The organism is Gloeocapsa sp. PCC 7428, assembly GCF_000317555.1.
Taxonomy (GTDB): domain Bacteria; phylum Cyanobacteriota; class Cyanobacteriia; order Cyanobacteriales; family Chroococcidiopsidaceae; genus Chroogloeocystis.
This window is the reverse complement of the sequence record NC_019745.1, coordinates 5,188,076-5,203,810: the sequence shown is the minus strand read 5'-3', so window position 1 is coordinate 5,203,810 and position 15,735 is coordinate 5,188,076. Positions and strand designations below refer to the sequence as shown.

General features: G+C 43.6%; 16 protein-coding genes. 12 read left to right on the top strand and 4 right to left on the bottom strand.

Annotated features, from left to right (window positions below):
* The first annotated feature begins 71 nt into the window (after positions 1-71).
* The 4 genes from GLO7428_RS22895 to ctpC all read left to right on the top strand — a co-directional run bounded on the left by GLO7428_RS22895 (position 72) and on the right by ctpC (position 4,057).
* Complete coding sequence (locus GLO7428_RS22895; protein ID WP_015190969.1) at positions 72-290, top strand: hypothetical protein; 219 nt, start codon at positions 72-74, stop codon at positions 288-290.
* Positions 291-690: 400 nt separating this feature from the next.
* Positions 691-981 (top strand): RNA-binding protein, encoded by a 291-nt coding sequence (locus GLO7428_RS22890; protein ID WP_015190968.1) that lies wholly within the window; start codon positions 691-693, stop codon positions 979-981.
* 365 nt (positions 982-1,346) lie between these two features.
* The gene (gene ispG, locus GLO7428_RS22885) at positions 1,347-2,573 is read left to right on the top strand and encodes a (E)-4-hydroxy-3-methylbut-2-enyl-diphosphate synthase (protein WP_015190967.1); all 1,227 of its coding nucleotides are present in this window, start codon (positions 1,347-1,349) and stop codon (positions 2,571-2,573) included.
* A 194-nt stretch (positions 2,574-2,767) separates the two neighbouring features.
* Positions 2,768-4,057: a carboxyl-terminal processing protease CtpC gene (ctpC, locus tag GLO7428_RS22880; RefSeq protein ID WP_015190966.1), complete on the top strand. Its 1,290-nt coding sequence runs from the start codon at positions 2,768-2,770 to the stop codon at positions 4,055-4,057.
* A 23-nt stretch (positions 4,058-4,080) separates the two neighbouring features.
* Here ctpC and GLO7428_RS22875 read toward each other — a convergent pair whose 3' ends face one another.
* Both GLO7428_RS22875 and GLO7428_RS22870 read right to left on the bottom strand, forming a co-directional pair.
* The gene (locus GLO7428_RS22875; RefSeq protein ID WP_015190965.1) at positions 4,081-4,272 is read right to left on the bottom strand and encodes a hypothetical protein; all 192 of its coding nucleotides are present in this window, start codon (positions 4,270-4,272) and stop codon (positions 4,081-4,083) included.
* Positions 4,273-4,473: 201 nt separating this feature from the next.
* Positions 4,474-6,558, bottom strand: coding sequence for an elongation factor G (locus GLO7428_RS22870; protein WP_015190964.1), 2,085 nt, complete (start codon positions 6,556-6,558; stop codon positions 4,474-4,476).
* A 279-nt stretch (positions 6,559-6,837) separates the two neighbouring features.
* On the opposite strand from GLO7428_RS22870, the gene GLO7428_RS22865 reads away from it, so the two are divergent.
* From GLO7428_RS22865 to GLO7428_RS28060, 7 genes are all read left to right on the top strand, one after another.
* Complete coding sequence (locus tag GLO7428_RS22865; protein ID WP_015190963.1) at positions 6,838-7,677, top strand: lipopolysaccharide assembly protein LapB; 840 nt, start codon at positions 6,838-6,840, stop codon at positions 7,675-7,677.
* A gap of 140 nt (positions 7,678-7,817) precedes the next feature.
* Positions 7,818-8,264, top strand: coding sequence for a MarR family winged helix-turn-helix transcriptional regulator (locus GLO7428_RS22860; RefSeq protein ID WP_015190962.1), 447 nt, complete (start codon positions 7,818-7,820; stop codon positions 8,262-8,264).
* Positions 8,265-8,334: 70 nt separating this feature from the next.
* The gene (locus GLO7428_RS22855; protein ID WP_015190961.1) at positions 8,335-9,033 is read left to right on the top strand and encodes a pirin family protein; all 699 of its coding nucleotides are present in this window, start codon (positions 8,335-8,337) and stop codon (positions 9,031-9,033) included.
* 170 nt (positions 9,034-9,203) lie between these two features.
* A complete protein-coding gene (gene wrbA, locus GLO7428_RS22850; RefSeq protein WP_015190960.1) occupies positions 9,204-9,818 on the top strand; it encodes an NAD(P)H:quinone oxidoreductase in 615 nt (204 codons plus the stop codon).
* Between the two features lie 247 nt (positions 9,819-10,065).
* On the top strand, positions 10,066-10,782 hold the full coding sequence (locus tag GLO7428_RS22845; protein ID WP_196797417.1) for a CPBP family intramembrane glutamic endopeptidase: 717 nt from the start codon (positions 10,066-10,068) through the stop codon (positions 10,780-10,782).
* 124 nt (positions 10,783-10,906) lie between these two features.
* Positions 10,907-13,462 (top strand): sigma 54-interacting transcriptional regulator, encoded by a 2,556-nt coding sequence (locus tag GLO7428_RS22840; RefSeq protein ID WP_015190958.1) that lies wholly within the window; start codon positions 10,907-10,909, stop codon positions 13,460-13,462.
* A 187-nt stretch (positions 13,463-13,649) separates the two neighbouring features.
* The gene (locus GLO7428_RS28060) at positions 13,650-13,961 is read left to right on the top strand and encodes a hypothetical protein (RefSeq protein ID WP_041918736.1); all 312 of its coding nucleotides are present in this window, start codon (positions 13,650-13,652) and stop codon (positions 13,959-13,961) included.
* A gap of 7 nt (positions 13,962-13,968) precedes the next feature.
* On the opposite strand, the gene GLO7428_RS22830 is transcribed toward GLO7428_RS28060, so the two are convergent.
* Both GLO7428_RS22830 and GLO7428_RS22825 read right to left on the bottom strand, forming a co-directional pair.
* On the bottom strand, positions 13,969-14,595 hold the full coding sequence (locus GLO7428_RS22830) for a ferredoxin (protein WP_015190957.1): 627 nt from the start codon (positions 14,593-14,595) through the stop codon (positions 13,969-13,971).
* A 27-nt stretch (positions 14,596-14,622) separates the two neighbouring features.
* Positions 14,623-14,883, bottom strand: coding sequence for an Asr1405/Asl0597 family protein (locus GLO7428_RS22825; RefSeq protein WP_015190956.1), 261 nt, complete (start codon positions 14,881-14,883; stop codon positions 14,623-14,625).
* Between the two features lie 274 nt (positions 14,884-15,157).
* On the opposite strand from GLO7428_RS22825, the gene GLO7428_RS22820 reads away from it, so the two are divergent.
* A complete protein-coding gene (locus tag GLO7428_RS22820; RefSeq protein WP_015190955.1) occupies positions 15,158-15,715 on the top strand; it encodes a Dps family protein in 558 nt (185 codons plus the stop codon).
* Positions 15,716-15,735 lie beyond the last annotated feature (20 nt).

Genomic DNA, 15,735 nt, shown 5'->3' with positions numbered 1-15,735 from the left:
TTATGTAGGTTAGTCAGCATTGGCAGACGCTAGAATAAAAGGCAATCAAGGACACAGGAAAGATATTTATTATGTTTGGAGATGAACTCAAACCAATTTTCCAACAACTGACTCAGCACCCAGGCTCATTTTTAGGTGGTTTCTTTTCTGGCTTGTTGCGGCTAAATTTGGGAGAAGACCCTGTAAAAAGCTGGCTGGATCAACAACTAGGTTACACGACTTACGTATCGCCAACAAGTCAGCCACAAAACGGCAAAACAGCTGGTCCTCAGTCGATATCAATCGAGTAATTATATTGAGGCGATCGCCGCTTAACTATTTTGTAGGCTTCGACCGCATTTAAGGAGCAGTAAACATAACATATCCTAATCACTCGTATTTGAAACGCACTTATAAGACTTGCCACATTACTATATGTATTTAAGCGTAATTAAAGAAATTAAACTAATACAAAACATATAGTCTTTGTAATGCAAGTAACCTTTGATAACTGAGTGAATAGGATATGATAAAACCGTATGCGTAAGTTCAGTCCTATCATTGGTTGAGTTTTAGACGCTGCCGACTCGGTTGCCAAGCTGGAAATTCTATCACTGGTAAATGAGACGCACTGCACTCTTGGCAAGCCTCCTAGATAAGGTCGTCTTGAGTAACTGAACTTTAGCTTCTGTTCAGACTTACGTGATCGATATGACTATTTACGTTGGAAACCTCTCCTACCGCGCCACAGAAGACGACTTGAGAGCAGTATTTGCAGAGTATGGCACAGTGAAAAGAATTGTCTTGCCGACCGACCGAGAAACCGGTAGGATGCGCGGCTTTGCCTTTGTTGATATGACAGAAGATGCCCAAGAAGATGCCGCAATCACCGAGTTAGACGGTGCTGAATGGATGGGACGTCAACTGAGAGTTAACAAAGCTAAACCACGCGAAGAAAACAACCGACGTAATGGTACAGGTATGCGCAGAAACGAATATTAATTAACTTTTACTAGCACTAGTTAGCGAAAGCGATAGTGGCTGAAATTTAACTAGAAGTTACAAATTTATAAATTGAATTGCTCCGGCAAGTTATGGAACATAAACAAGATACCATAGCAAGTCGGCTATTTTTATTCGAGCATTTTCGTTATGTAGCAATTAAGGTCTACGTTCTAACACAAACCGCTACCCTGTCTAGCGTTTGAAGAATCTGACCTTCGACCTCCGACCGCTGTTATATCTGCCAATCGTGCATTCTTATAGTTTAAACTAGCGCTGTTTCCACCAAATTTGACACAAGTGTGGCACTCTGAAAAACAGAGAGGAATATCTGAATCTTTCGCAAGTAACCAGCGGACAGCGTTATGCAAACCTTGCCTACTCCATCAACTACGATTAACCCAACCTCTGGGCTATTAACTGACACCACAATTCATCGCCGCAAAACTCGTCCGGTGAAAGTTGGCAATGTCACTATTGGCGGTGGCTATCCCGTCGTGGTGCAATCGATGATTAACGAAGACACACTTGATGTAGATGGCTCCGTTGCTGCGATTCGGCGCTTGCACGAAATTGGCTGTGAGATTGTCCGAGTTACTGTACCCAGTATGGCTCATGCTAAAGCCTTAGCAGAAATCAAACAAAAACTACATCAAACTTATCAGCCTGTACCACTTGTTGCGGACGTGCATCACAATGGCATGAAAATTGCACTAGAAGTTGCCAAGCACGTAGACAAAGTGCGAATCAACCCAGGGTTATACGTATTTGAAAAACCAAAGACCGACCGAACAGAATACACGCAAGCCGAATTTGATGAAATCGGTGAAAAAATTCGCGAAACATTAGAACCCTTAGTCATCTCCTTGCGCGACCAAGGTAAAGCAATGCGCATCGGTGTCAACCACGGTTCGCTTGCCGAAAGAATGTTGTTTACCTACGGCGATACACCCGAAGGCATGGTAGAATCTGCCTTGGAGTTCATTCGCATCTGCGAATCATTAGATTTTCGTAACTTAGTCGTTTCCCTCAAAGCTTCACGCGTTCCTGTCATGCTTGCTGCCTATCGCTTGATGGCGCAAAGAATGGATGAATTAGGTATGGATTACCCGTTGCATCTCGGTGTCACCGAAGCGGGTGATGGTGAGTACGGTCGCATCAAGTCCACCGCAGGTATTGGAACGCTTTTAGCCGAAGGAATTGGCGATACGATCCGCGTATCACTCACCGAAGCACCGGAAAAAGAAATTCCGGTTTGCTACAGCATTTTACAAGCTCTTGGCTTACGCAAGACGATGGTAGAGTATGTCGCTTGTCCTTCTTGCGGTCGTACTTTGTTCAATTTAGAAGAGGTATTACACAAAGTACGCGAAGCAACGAAACACCTGACGGGCTTGGATATTGCTGTCATGGGTTGTATTGTCAATGGACCAGGAGAAATGGCAGACGCAGATTATGGCTATGTCGGTAAGCAACCTGGTTACATTTCGTTGTATCGAGGTCGAGATGAAATCAAGCGCGTTCCTGAAGCTCAAGGCGTTGAAGAGTTAATCAATCTAATTAAAGCAGACGGACGGTGGGTAGAACCATAAACTGTTAAAGATTAGGGGTTTGGGAAATTGTTGAATAAATTAAGAATGGTGAAGGAATAGTGAAGAATATTTATCCTTCGTAAATTTTTTAATTTCAGCCCCCCGACCCCTAGTATCCGAACCCTATTCACTGAGATCGTGTGTTACATTGAGCATACTTGAATTGCATTTTCCCTCCGACTTTTGCAGTCATTATGGTCATTTCAAAACGTGGGCTTGTTCTGGGTGCAACAGCAGCAATGCTGACAACAGTTGCGATCGCTGGTGCGGGGATTCACTCGCGAGGTCAGGCTTTTTTTCAAGAAAGTCCCAAGGAATTAGTAGATGAAGTCTGGCAGATTATTGACCGTCAATATGTAGACGGCACATTTAACCAAGCGAATTGGCAAGCTGTGCGCCGCGAGTATCTCAACCGGTCTTACAGCAGCAAAGAAGATGCCTACAAAGCCATTCGCGAGATGCTCAAAAAGCTAGATGACCCCTACACTCGCTTTATGGACCCAGATGAGTTCAAAAATATGCAAGTTGAAACTTCTGGAGAACTGACGGGTATTGGAATTCAAATCGCCCAGGACGAGAAAACGAATAAATTGACTGTGATTGCTCCCATTGAAGACACTCCAGCCGCACGGGCTGGCATTCTTGCTAAAGATATTATTCTCCAAATCGACGGTCAAAGTACGGAAGGCATGGATATCAATCAAGCAGTATCCATGATTAAGGGCAAGCCAGGCACTCAAGTACGGTTGACGATTCAGCGAGAAAACCAGCAGCGAGAGTTTCAAATTACACGGGCGCGAATTGAATTGCACCCCGTCCGCTACAGTCAGGAAACGTCTCCAATCGGAAATGTGGGCTACATTCGTTTAACTCAGTTTAGTGCGAATGCCGCAGCAGAAATGCGCAATGCAATTCGAGATTTAGAGAACAAGCAAGTTCAAGGATATATTCTTGATCTACGTTCTAATCCAGGTGGTTTGCTGTTTTCCAGCGTAGAAATTGCACAAATGTGGTTGCAAGATGGCACGATTGTCTCGACAGTTGATCGCCAAGGAAAAAGAGACATTGAAAAATCTAGCCACCGCGCCTTGACAGATAAACCTGTTGTAGTTCTGGTTGATGGTGGTTCAGCGAGTGCGAGTGAAATTCTGGCAGGTGCTTTACAAGATAACAAACGCGCTGTCGTTGTCGGAACAAAAACCTTTGGTAAAGGCTTAGTGCAGTCGGTACGCGGGTTAGGTGATGGGTCAGGTTTGGCTGTGACAATTGCTAAATACTTTACCCCTAACGGTCGCGATATCAATAAATCGGGAATCAGTCCTGATGTGGTAGTCGAACTTACCGATCAACAAAAAGAATCGCTCGTTCAAGACCGCGAAAAAATTGGTACACCTGCCGATCCGCAATACTCTACTGCCTTAAATGTATTGCAAAAAGAAATTGCGGCGAAGCGTGGTAATCAAGCAGGAGTCACGCCGCAGTAGAGGGTTGATCGTCTGTACTTGGTTTACATAGGTTGGCATTTACCAGCCCGAATTAAACCTATCCGCCGTGCGAAGGCTTCTTCTTGCGAAGAAAAAGGTCCCCAACGGTCTTTAGCTGATACGTGTAGTTTGTCATCAGTGCGATCGCTCGGTACAACTTCGCAGTGACCTGTGGGACGTTTAATGATATACCAGGCTTGGGGATGGTTACTCATACTCAGGATCAGTCGTTTGCTTAAATAAATATGATTGATAGCACGGCGAAGGAATTCGCAGCTAGTAAACGAAGTCCACCTGCGTGGACTTTACAAAATCGAAATAACGTCAAATTAATGTAAAGGGAAGGCAAATCAACCTTCCCAATCATGCAGTTTCAAAAGACTCTAACTTTTGACCCTTGACCTCTAATCTCTTCTTCAACGATGATTATTGCCGTTGTTGTTGCCGTTACCATTGCCATTAGTAGTTGAGCAAACTCGCTCAGCTAGCTTTTCGGGAACTTCTTGAAGATGATGATATTGCCAGTGGAACGAACCAACGCCTAAAGTTAGCGATCGCAACTCAATAATAAAGTTGTGCATTTCGGCTTGTGGCAAGTACGCAGTCACATTATCCCAACCGTGCCAATCACTTCTCCCTTCGTAACCTAAAATTTGTCCTCGGCGTCCGCTGACAAGTTGCAACACCTTAGATGTAAATTCATTTGGTGTTGTTACTTCAATTGATACAATCGGTTCGAGTAGTGTAGGTTCGCCTTGCGGTATTCCGGTTTGCATCGCAATTCGCGCAGCTTGCTTAAAGGCTTGTTCAGAACTATCTACACTATGGTAAGAACCGTTTGTGAGTGTAACCGCAACATCCACAATCGGGAAGCCTAAAGGTCCGTGTGCGAGATATTCGCGAACTCCTGTTTCCACGCCTGGAATATACTGCTTTGGTACGACTCCACCAACAATCGTTTCCTTGAAATCAAAGCCTTCGCCGCGTGGTAACGGTTTGATCTCTAAATATACGTCGCCAAACTGACCGTGACCGCCACTCTGGTGCTTATAACGCCCGTGTACCGAAGCAATTGGTTTACGAATAGTCTCTTTGTAGGGTACTTGTGGCAGATGTGTCGTCATTGGCAAATTATATTTCCGCCGCAATCGATCTAAAGCAACTTGCAGGTGAATTTCACCTTGACCCCACAAAATCACTTCGTGCGTGTCGCCATGTTGTTCCCAATAAAGTGCAGGATCTTCTTCTAAAAGTTTACTGAGCGCTCCACTGAGTTTGACCTCATCATTGCGTTTTTCAGGCGTAATTGCCAAAGCATATACTGGGTCTAAATGTTCAGCTTTCGGTAATTCTGAAGCAAGTTCGCTATTCGATGACAGCGTATCTCCTGTGTGAATTCCTTCTAAGCGCGAGAGTGCTACGATGTCGCCTGCTTGCGCCTCAGTGAGTGAAGTTGTTTGTTGTCCCATCAAGCGATAAATACCACCTGCACGCACTCCATTGAGAACAATACCGTCCGTTAACTTACCTTGCCAAACTCGTACTAACGATATTTTGCCACCTTGGGGAGTGTAGTAAGTTTTGAGAACCTGCGCTAATGGTGCTTCGCTGTGTAAAACAACGCCGCGACGTTCTGCGGTTGTTTCTGGTGTTGGTGCTTCGCGTAGAAGTGCTTTGAGGAGCGATCGCACGCCAAAATCTTGTTCAGCAACTCCAAAAAATACGGGAACTACTAAATCTGCACCTAATTCGAGTTGGAGATCTTGTACAATTTCTTCTTGCGGTGGGTTAATTTCTTCTAGCAGTTCTTCTAACAAGCGATCGTCAAAGTTGGCGAGTTCTTCCAACATTTCCGTACGTGCTGCTTGTTCCTGTTCCTTAAACGCTTCAGGAAACGGAATTGGATCGCAAGCTGCACCTGCATGATACTGATAAGCTTGCTCGCTTACTAAGTCAATAAATCCGGTAATTTGTTCGCCTTGTGCGATCGGATATTGATGGGGAACAATCGGACGGCTAGAGATTGATTTTAAGGCGTGCAACATCTCCATAAAGTTGCTACTGCCTTTGTCCATTTTATTAACGAAGATTAGGTGAGGAATTTCCCAGTCGTCTAAGAATTTAAATATTGGTGCGAGTGTCAGCAGGCGTTGCTTTGATTCGTTAGAATTATCGTTTGTTGGTTCGCAAACAACAATCGCTGCATCAACTCCCATCAGCGCGTTATAAGTTTCTTGGGCAAATTCTACCGAGCCAGGACAGTCGATAAAGTTAAAGCGGACTCCGTTATACTCTGTACTGGCGGCATTAACTTCTACACTCATGTGGCGATCGCGGGCTTCGGTGGCGCTATCTCCTACCGTATTACCGTCGCGGATACTACCCTTGCGGGAGATTGCCCCAGTTACAAAAAGCAAACTTTCTAGTAACGTCGTTTTACCACTTAAATATGGGCCGACAATGGCAACATTGTGCAAGCCCATTTTTCCTTTTTCGTTCATAAAATCCTCCTGAGCTTTGCTCATGAAAGCACTGCATCTTTTGATTCGAGAAGCGATAATGATGCTGTAGGAAATTATCTGTTATTTAATCTTACTATTACCTATCTTTAATCAGAGCAACAAAAATCGTAGTCTCTTGTAAGATTTAGCTTAATAATAGTTAAGCTAAACAAACTTTTATCCAAGATTTTGAATTTTTATAAAGGAATGTCAGAATTTAGATTATTTGAACTCATTTCAAAAAAATTAGTCGTATTCTTAATATCCATACTCTCCGTAATGGCTTTTGCCAAAGCAGGCTTAACGACTTCTTCTTTAGCACAAGCAAGTTCCCAAACTGCTACAGATTGGGTCAACCAGGGACTAAAATTAATACAGCAAAACAAACTCAAAGAGGCGATCGCCGCGTTTGAAACAGCAACTAAGCTCGATCCTAAATTAGCCCCAGCACACTACAATTTAGGACTTGCCTTGCGTGAAACTGGACAACTCCAACCCGCCGCAGATGCATTTTATCGCGCAATTCAAGTTGAACCAAAGTTTGCCTTAGCTTATGCTAACTTAGGAGCAGTTCTATTAGAAGGAAACAACGCCCAACAAGCACAAGAATTTTTACAAAACGCAATAAAACTGGAACCAAATTTAGGACTAGCACACTACAACCTAGGTTTAGTCAAAGAGCAACAACAAGATTGGCAAGGTGCGATCGCAGCGTACAATACAGCACTTAAATACAGCCCAAACCTCCCAGAAATTACTTATCATTTAGGTGTCGTCTATCTTCAACAAAATCAAGTTGACCAAGCGATCGCCGCCTTTCGCGAAGCCATTAAACTTAAACCAAACTATGCTGAAGCTCATTACAATATAGGCGCGATTCTATTTGGGCAAGGCAATTTCCAATCGGCACTAGAAGCCTTTCGTCAGACTGCTTTAGCAAACAGAAACTATGCAAATGCGTACTATGCCGCAGGACTAGCCTATATGCATCTAGGGCAACATCAAAACGCACAAATAGTCTTGCAATCTGCCAAAACCTTGTACGCATCTCAAGGCAATTCGCAGTGGGCAAAAAGTACCCAAGAACTTCTACAACAAGCCAGCAGTCAAGACGGTTAGCTTTTAGTAGTAAGTCCACGAAGGTGGACAGGGTTTGTCTAGCAGCGAATTTATTCGCCAAGCTAGTGAAATTGAAGTAGTTGACAAGAAAAAGACAAGCATGATATTTTAATATTAAATTATTTAATGTTAAACTATAAATGGGAACGCGACATCATGGTACAGAAGAAGAGGTAAGAGCATTAGACACGTATATTAAGTTGGTACGTGCCGCAGATTCAATATCATCTCGGATTCATCGTCATTTGGATGAAACAAACTTGACGATTACACAATTTGGTGTCCTAGAGGCGCTGTACCACCTGGGTTCGATGTATCAACGCGACCTCGCCGCAAAACTTCTGAAAAGTGGTGGTAATATCACTTTGGTCATTGATAATTTGGAGAAGCGAGAGTTAGTGAAACGCGAACGCGAACCTGACGATCGCCGTTGTATTCGAGTCAACTTGACCGAAACGGGAAAACAGTTAATCAGTCGCATCTTTCCAACTCATGTCGCGGCTGTGGTGACGGAAATGGCTATATTGAGTACCTCTGAACAAGAAGAACTTGGTCGTTTATGTCGGCGGTTGGGTAAAAAAGAATAATTGTTGGTGCTGTTTTTTTGCACAATTACTTTAACATTAAACGATTTAATTTAAAACTAAGGAGGAAGTGATGATTACATTACGTCCAGCAAGCGATCGCGGTCATGCAAATCATGGTTGGCTAGACACCTACCACACATTTTCCTTTGCGAATTACTACGATCCCGACCACATGGGATTTCGGGCTTTGCGTGTCATCAATGAAGACCGCGTTCATCCAGGAAGAGGATTTGGCGCACACGGTCATCGTGACATGGAAATTATTACTTATGTACTCGAAGGCGCACTCGAACATAAAGATAGCTTAGGTAACGGTGCAATCGTTACACCAGGCGAAGTCCAGCGGATGAGTGCGGGAACAGGAATTGTTCATAGTGAATTTAATCCTTCAAAAACCGACTCAGTTCATCTGCTGCAAATTTGGATTTTACCGAATCAGCAAGGATTAGAACCAAGTTACGAACAGCGGATGTTTCCCCTAGCCGAGAGACAATCACAACTGCGACTAATTGCATCAAGTGACGCGCGCGATGATGCCGTTAAGATTCACCAAGATGTCGATTTGTACAGTTCAGTACTGCAAGCAGGCGATCGCCTATCTTATCAATTGCAACCCAACCGCTACGGCTGGTTACAAGTAGCAAGAGGTGCTGTAAATCTTAACGGACACGCCTTGCAAGCAGGTGATGGTGTCGCTATCAATGAAGCTGAGTTACTCAAAATCAACACAGATAGCGGTGCAGAAATTTTGCTATTCGACTTGGCGTAACCAAGAAATTTTTTGCATACGCTTAGCGATTGAAACCGCAGCTAAACAGACGAAACCGAATAGGTTTTTAACAACCCTTGTTGTTTCGTTAGTCCACGCAGGTGGACTTAGTTTTTGAGGCGCGACTTTAGTCGCTAGGCGGTTTTGCAGTATTTATTCAAGAGGTAAAAATGAAAATTTTAGTTGTCTATTACTCGATGTATGGTCACACATTGCAGATGGCAAAAGCTGTCGCAGAAGGTGCAAGTCAAATTGCGCAAGCCGAAGTGATGCTACGCCGCGTACAAGAGTTTCCTGAAGTTGACAAAATTATCGATCAAAACGAGTTTGCCAGCCAAGTACGCGAACAGCAAAAAGATATACCCATTTGCACTGTTGATGATTTGCGCGAAGCTGACGCTGTGATTTTGGGTTCTCCGACTCGATACGGTAATATGTGTGCGCAAATGAAGCAGCTAATCGATTCAACCGCACAGCTATGGCTTAAGGGTGAAATGGAAGGTAAACCAGCCGCTGTATTTACCTCTACAGCTTCGACTCACGGCGGACAAGAAACAACGCTACTAACAATGATGGTTCCGCTATTACACTTAGGTATGCTTATTGTCGGCGTGCCTTACTCTATACCAGGAATGATTCACACAGAAGCGCGTGGCGGTACACCCTATGGGGCGACAACAATAGCAGGCGGACAAGGCGAGTTGCAACCAACATCAGAAGACTTGGAAATTTGCAAAGCATTAGGGCGTCGTGTGGCTGAGGTGACGGCTAAGGTGCGATCGTAATTCTTGACTCTGCCACAGTTAGCTTGAGTATGCGGCTGTGGTGGTTCTGTCTTTTACTTAACTCGGCTAAAGAAAATTGCTGCACCGACGATTAAACTTAGGAGGAATAAAGGAACCCAAAGATTGGGTATATCTGCTGTCGTCATAGCTATGAAATTAATGCACTGGCTTTTAACGTAAAATTGGGCTGTAATTCGGTAAAAATACAATGTCAATGAAGCTGTTTGCAATTTTATGGCTAACAGGTATGACAGGTGTTATTTCTATTTTGGGGATGAACTTACCCATTCCTGAAGATGAAGAACTGCAATTGCCTCTTTGGGGTATCAAATTACTTTCCTTGATTCAGCCAACTATTCTTTTAGCTATCGCCGTATCGATTGGTGTTGCTCTCGCTCATAAGGTTCGATTGTCAGCACCTTTAGCCGAAGCAGTAGCCTATGGAACCTCGCTTCGCAGGGCTATTCAGCCTCAAGTGATTCCAGGAATTATTGGTGGTTTGCTAGGGAGTATCGTACTGATTACTATCGAGTTCTTTGCCAAACCTTTTTTACCCTTAGATTTTGTTCTCAAAGGTGAAGCGTTCTCAAACAATACCTCTTTTTTAACTCGCATTCTATATGGCGGTATTACCGAAGAGTTATTACTGAGATGGGGAATGATGACGCTTTTTGTATGGATAGGTTGGCGCATTTTTGCAAAAGGGCAAGGTGAACCATCGACATTTTACTTTGTAGCAGCGATCGCTCTTTCCGCTTTCCTATTTGGCTTAGGTCATTTACCGCTTGTCTTTGCACTAGGAACACAAGTGACTACTTTAGTGATTGCTTATATAATTGTCGGTAATTCAGTTTTTGGTTTAATAGCGGGCTATCTCTACTGGCATCAAGGTCTGGAAGCGGCAATGATTGCTCATATGCTGTTTCATATTGTTCTTGTCACTGCAAACTATTTTGCTCGATAACACAACGACGCTAGTAGTTTCTCGTTGAGCTTGATGTACATTTGGAATGCGTAATGTTTGACGGCGCGATCGCCTGTAGTTAGTTCATAATACATAGGCAAGCCGCATTATCGGAGAAGCGCTCATGACATCTCCAAACACTGTGATATGGTTACAAGAACGAACGGCTTTAGGAATTCTTTCGGGTGAAGTATTAGAAGCGATCGCGCAAGTTCTTGAAGAAAAAACCTTGCCAGAAAATTATCTTCTCGTTACAGAAGATACGCCTCCAGAAGCACTTTATATTCTTAAACAGGGCAAACTAGAAAGTTATCGAACTCATCAAAACAGCATAGCAGCAGCGTGTAGTTTTCTTCCTGGAACTGTTGTTCATCTCCAGGAACTTTTGTTAGACCAACCTGCACAGCGGACGATTAAAACGCTTGGTGAAAGTCAGTTTTGGGTGATTCCAGCAGCGCAATTCAAACAAATTGTGACGCAACACCCTGAAATCGCACAGGTTTTCTCGCGTCAACTCATTCAAGAAGTCGCACAACTTACCTCAGCACTCTCTTACGAACAAGAACGTTCTCAAGCGCTACGCCCCTACTTAGTAACTAAAGCTCAACGCGGAATTGTGGGGACAAGTCGTTATGCAGTCCGATTGCGTGCAGCAATCCGCGAAGCTAGTATGAAGCGCGATTCAGTGTTGATTTTTGGCGAACCAGGATTAGAGAAAGACAATATTGCGGCTTTGATTCACTTCGGTTCTCCGCAGCGCCGCCAACCTATTATCAAACTTAACTGTAGTATTCTGCAATCGAGCGGTGCAGATTTGTTTGGTCGCGCGAGTGGTAAGGTCGGATTGCTCGAATGGTTAGGAGATGGCACGCTTGTTCTCAACAATATTCAAGATCTTCCTGCGGAATTAGTTCCCGCATTAGTACAGTTACTTAAAACGGGTACGTACACTCCAGTAAGTCGTCCAGGAGAACCAACTCCTACACCTCGAATTTCTCGCGCTCGTATTTTGATGATTTCTGAAAGAACTCAGTCTACAATTGAGCGCTGTGCTGGTCAAATTATCAAAGTTCCTCCGCTACGCGTACGCAAAGCTGATATTAAAGCCCAAGCTGAGTATTACATTAGTCTCTACAGTCGCAGCCAGGGCATTGCCAAACCAAAAATTACTCCAGAAGCATTGCGTCGTCTACAATCCTACGATTTTCCTGGTAATTTGCGAGAACTGCAAAGCCTTGTAGAAAGAGCTATTGTTCAATCCGCAGGAGGATTAGAACTTACTGAAGAAATCTTTTGGTCAGCCCAAACGAAGAAAAAACAATTCCGCGTCAATCTACTTAATATGTATCCTGGATTGCGGCGATTTTTGCGCAGTCCTTGGTATCCAGACCGAATTAATTATGGCTTCACTTTGTGGTTTTTTGCTGTTGTTGTTGTTGTCCTGTTTGTAGGTCCGCAACATCGTAGCGAGAACTTTGCCTTAAATATGTTTTGGGCGTGGTGGTGGCCTTTAATTTTACTCGGATTTCCGTTTCTCGGACGAATTTGGTGTGCATTTTGTCCGTTTATGATTTACGGAGAAGTGACACAAAAGCTTTCTCTGTGGCTATTTCCGCGACAATTAAAGTCTTGGCCGCGACATCAAGCTGAAAAATGGGGTGGATGGTTTTTATTTGGCTTATTTACCTTAATTTTCTTGTGGGAAGAACTTTGGAATTTAGAAGATACGGCTTATCTTTCTAGTTGCTTGCTGTTATTAATTACCGCTGGGGCGATGATTTTCTCGGCAATTTTTGAGCGCCGATTTTGGTGTCGCTACCTCTGTCCTATTGGCGGCATGAATGGGCTATTTGCGAAATTATCGATGATTGAATTGCGCGCGCAACAGGGAACTTGTTCGGCAGAATGTACGACGTATCAATGTTACAAAGGTGGTCCGCAAAAGGGTGAAGGGATGGAAACGGATGGATGTCCTTTGTACTCGCACCCTGCACAGCTTGAAGATAACCGCGATTGTGTTTTGTGCATGACGTGTTTGAAAGCTTGTCCGCATCGTTCAGTTGAAGTCAACTTGCGTCCCCCTGGAATTGAATTATGGACAACGCACGTACCCCGTTCTTATGAAGTGGCGTTGTTGTTTTTGCTATTTGGTGGAGTCTTTTTGCATCGTTTACCAGAGTTGCAAGCGACTCTAGGTTGGCATTTAGATTTAACGCAGTTTTTACCACATTTGGGAGTGTCGTTAGTTGCCTTAGTAATTCCGGCAAGTGTTGCGCTGTTCGTATACGGTGTCATGCAGCTATTCTACTTGTTCAGCAATTCTATCAAAAAAGCTTCTGTTCCTAAGCCTAAACCGTTTCTAGAAATAGCTTACGGTTATTTACCGCTTGTATTAGGCGGAAATTTGGCACACTACTTGCGTTTAGGTTTGGGAGAGGCTGGCAGAATTGTTCCAGTAACGTTAGCAACTTTTGGCTATAGCGGTCAAGGAATGCCGATTGTGATAGCACATCCTGCTGTCACGGCTTTTTTACAAGGTGTCACTTTAATTTTTTCTGTACTGTTAACGATATTCTTGACGCATAAAATTACTCGTCAGCCGTTACGTCTTTTATTACCGCAACATTTAGGCGCGATCGCATTAACCGCAATGATTTGGATACTTGTTGTCGGTTGGTAAGCGAGTACGAATCAATTCGCTGCTTGATAACAAAGTCCACCTTCGTGGACTACTTTGTAAAATTTAATCCTGCATCATTGATTTATAGCAGTCGATCGAACACGCTAAGTTGATAGTTGACAAAGCCTTCCCACACTCTCTTCACTGTCAACTGATCTGTGACCTCTGCTATTTTTCGCAAAAACCTGTGCAACTATCTGCGCGCGACGAAACTTCAAGCTTACGAAATGTTCGCTTTAAAGCTTGCTTAACGGAATTTTCACCTTACCAATCTCTACATTGGTTCGCCCCAAAGCAACCAATTCGGCAATTTGCTATTCATGCGGTGTTAGACGATCGCTTTCATAACGCTGCGATCGCACGGTTGCAGCCTAAGAAGCTAAGCCTGATGAAGCACGATAATATTGCGGATGACCAGCGATCGCGTCACCCACACAAAATTAAAGATGAAATTAAACTGAAAATTTATTTGAATTATTCTGTTCTCAATTACTTGTGATACTTTCTCAATTGGTAGAGACTAAAACTTCTGTTGCATTTACTGAAACTGTTTCTGGCTCTGCTTTTGGAGCATCGCTCACAGTTGCAAAGTGTTTGTCAATAACTTGGGGAATTTCTGCGGCTTGAATGCGGCTGTAACGGGTTTTATCGGGCATAACTATATTGGGACCAGCTTTGCATTGCTTGAGACAGCCTGTGCCTTTGATAGCGACTTCTTCTTCTAAACCGCGATCGCTTAAAGTTGCTTGTAATGCTTGACAAACTGCTGTTCCGCCCCGCTTCATACAGCTAGACTTTTGACAAACCAAGATACTTGCTTTCTTTTTACTTGGTGCTACTTTTGAAGTCACATTCTCTGGCGCGTGAGGCGTTGTGCGCGTAACTTGTGCAGCTTTAAGTTTGAGTTTGCCCGTTTTTAAGTCGAGCTTGCGTTCGCCTAGTACTTGTACCCAATCGCCTGGTATTAATTGCAACTCTTGCTGTCGTAGCTCTTTGCAAGGTTTAATCCAGTATTCACCATCTGCACTAGCTATACGTAGATATTTAAGCTTGTAGCCATCTTCTAAAATAAAATTCAAAAAGCGCCCTTCTAACGTAAAATCTGATACTTTTTTGCTTTTGAATTTACCCATGTCTATTTACCTTATATTTAAATTGTCTTAAAAATCCTGTTCCCAGCAGCGCTCTAACCAGCAGACTAAATCATGACGGGACATTTTGAATTGTCTTGATACACTCCAAAGTTGAATTGCGGTAGTGACATCAACAACGCGAACTCGTAATGGTTGATTTGTGACACACCAACAAGGAATTGCAAGCTCTTGTAGTCGTTGGTAAATTTGCCATCTATCTATACCGTTTACTTCCACTGTCTCGCCGACATTCAAACTAGCCCCCGATGTCAAGACAACTTCCTCCATAAAGCTCCGTTAAGTGAACCCAACCGATTGCAGCCGATTTCCTTTGTGCTGAAACGCAGGAAAATTTAACTTTAAATCTAGAATACATTAACTGCGAATAATTCTCAAAACATTTGCGAAAAAAAAGCAAATCGGGTGGTATGTGAAGACTTTGTAAACGCTAAAGTAAAGCGATCGCAACGATCGTAGGGGTTACAGCAAACTAGAATGGTACTGGATGCTACGTTGAGCAGGCGTGTTCCTGCAATACAATGCTCAAAAAGAGAGGAAACATATGGCTGAAACTCGAACCGTATTACGTAACTTTGGGCAGGTCTACGACAACCCCGTTCTGCTAGATCGCTCAGTAACAGAGCCAATTTGCGAGGGCTTGAACGCCGCCTTAGCTAGCTTCCAGGCTTTGTACATTCAATATCAAAAACATCATTTTGTCGTTGAAGGCGCAGAATTTTACCAACTACATCAATTCTTCAACGAAAGCTACGACGAAGTACAAGAACACGTCCATGACGTTGGCGAACGTTTGGATGGTATTGGCGGTGTCCCCGCTGCAACATTTAGCAAGTTGGCAGAACTCTGCTGCTTTGAACAAGAACCCGATGGCGTGTTTTCCTGTCGCCAAATGGTCGAACATGACCTCGCTGCGGAACAAGCAATTATCAGCTTGATTCGTCGCCAAGCAGCCCAAGCCGAAAGTTTAGGCGATCGCGCTACGCGTCATTTATACGAAAAGATCTTGCTAGAAACAGAAGAAAGAGCATATCACTTAGCACACTTCCTTGCCCATGACAGTCTCACATTGGGATTTATGGGTAACGGTAATAGTAACTAGTAGGAGTGTGGGAGTGTAGG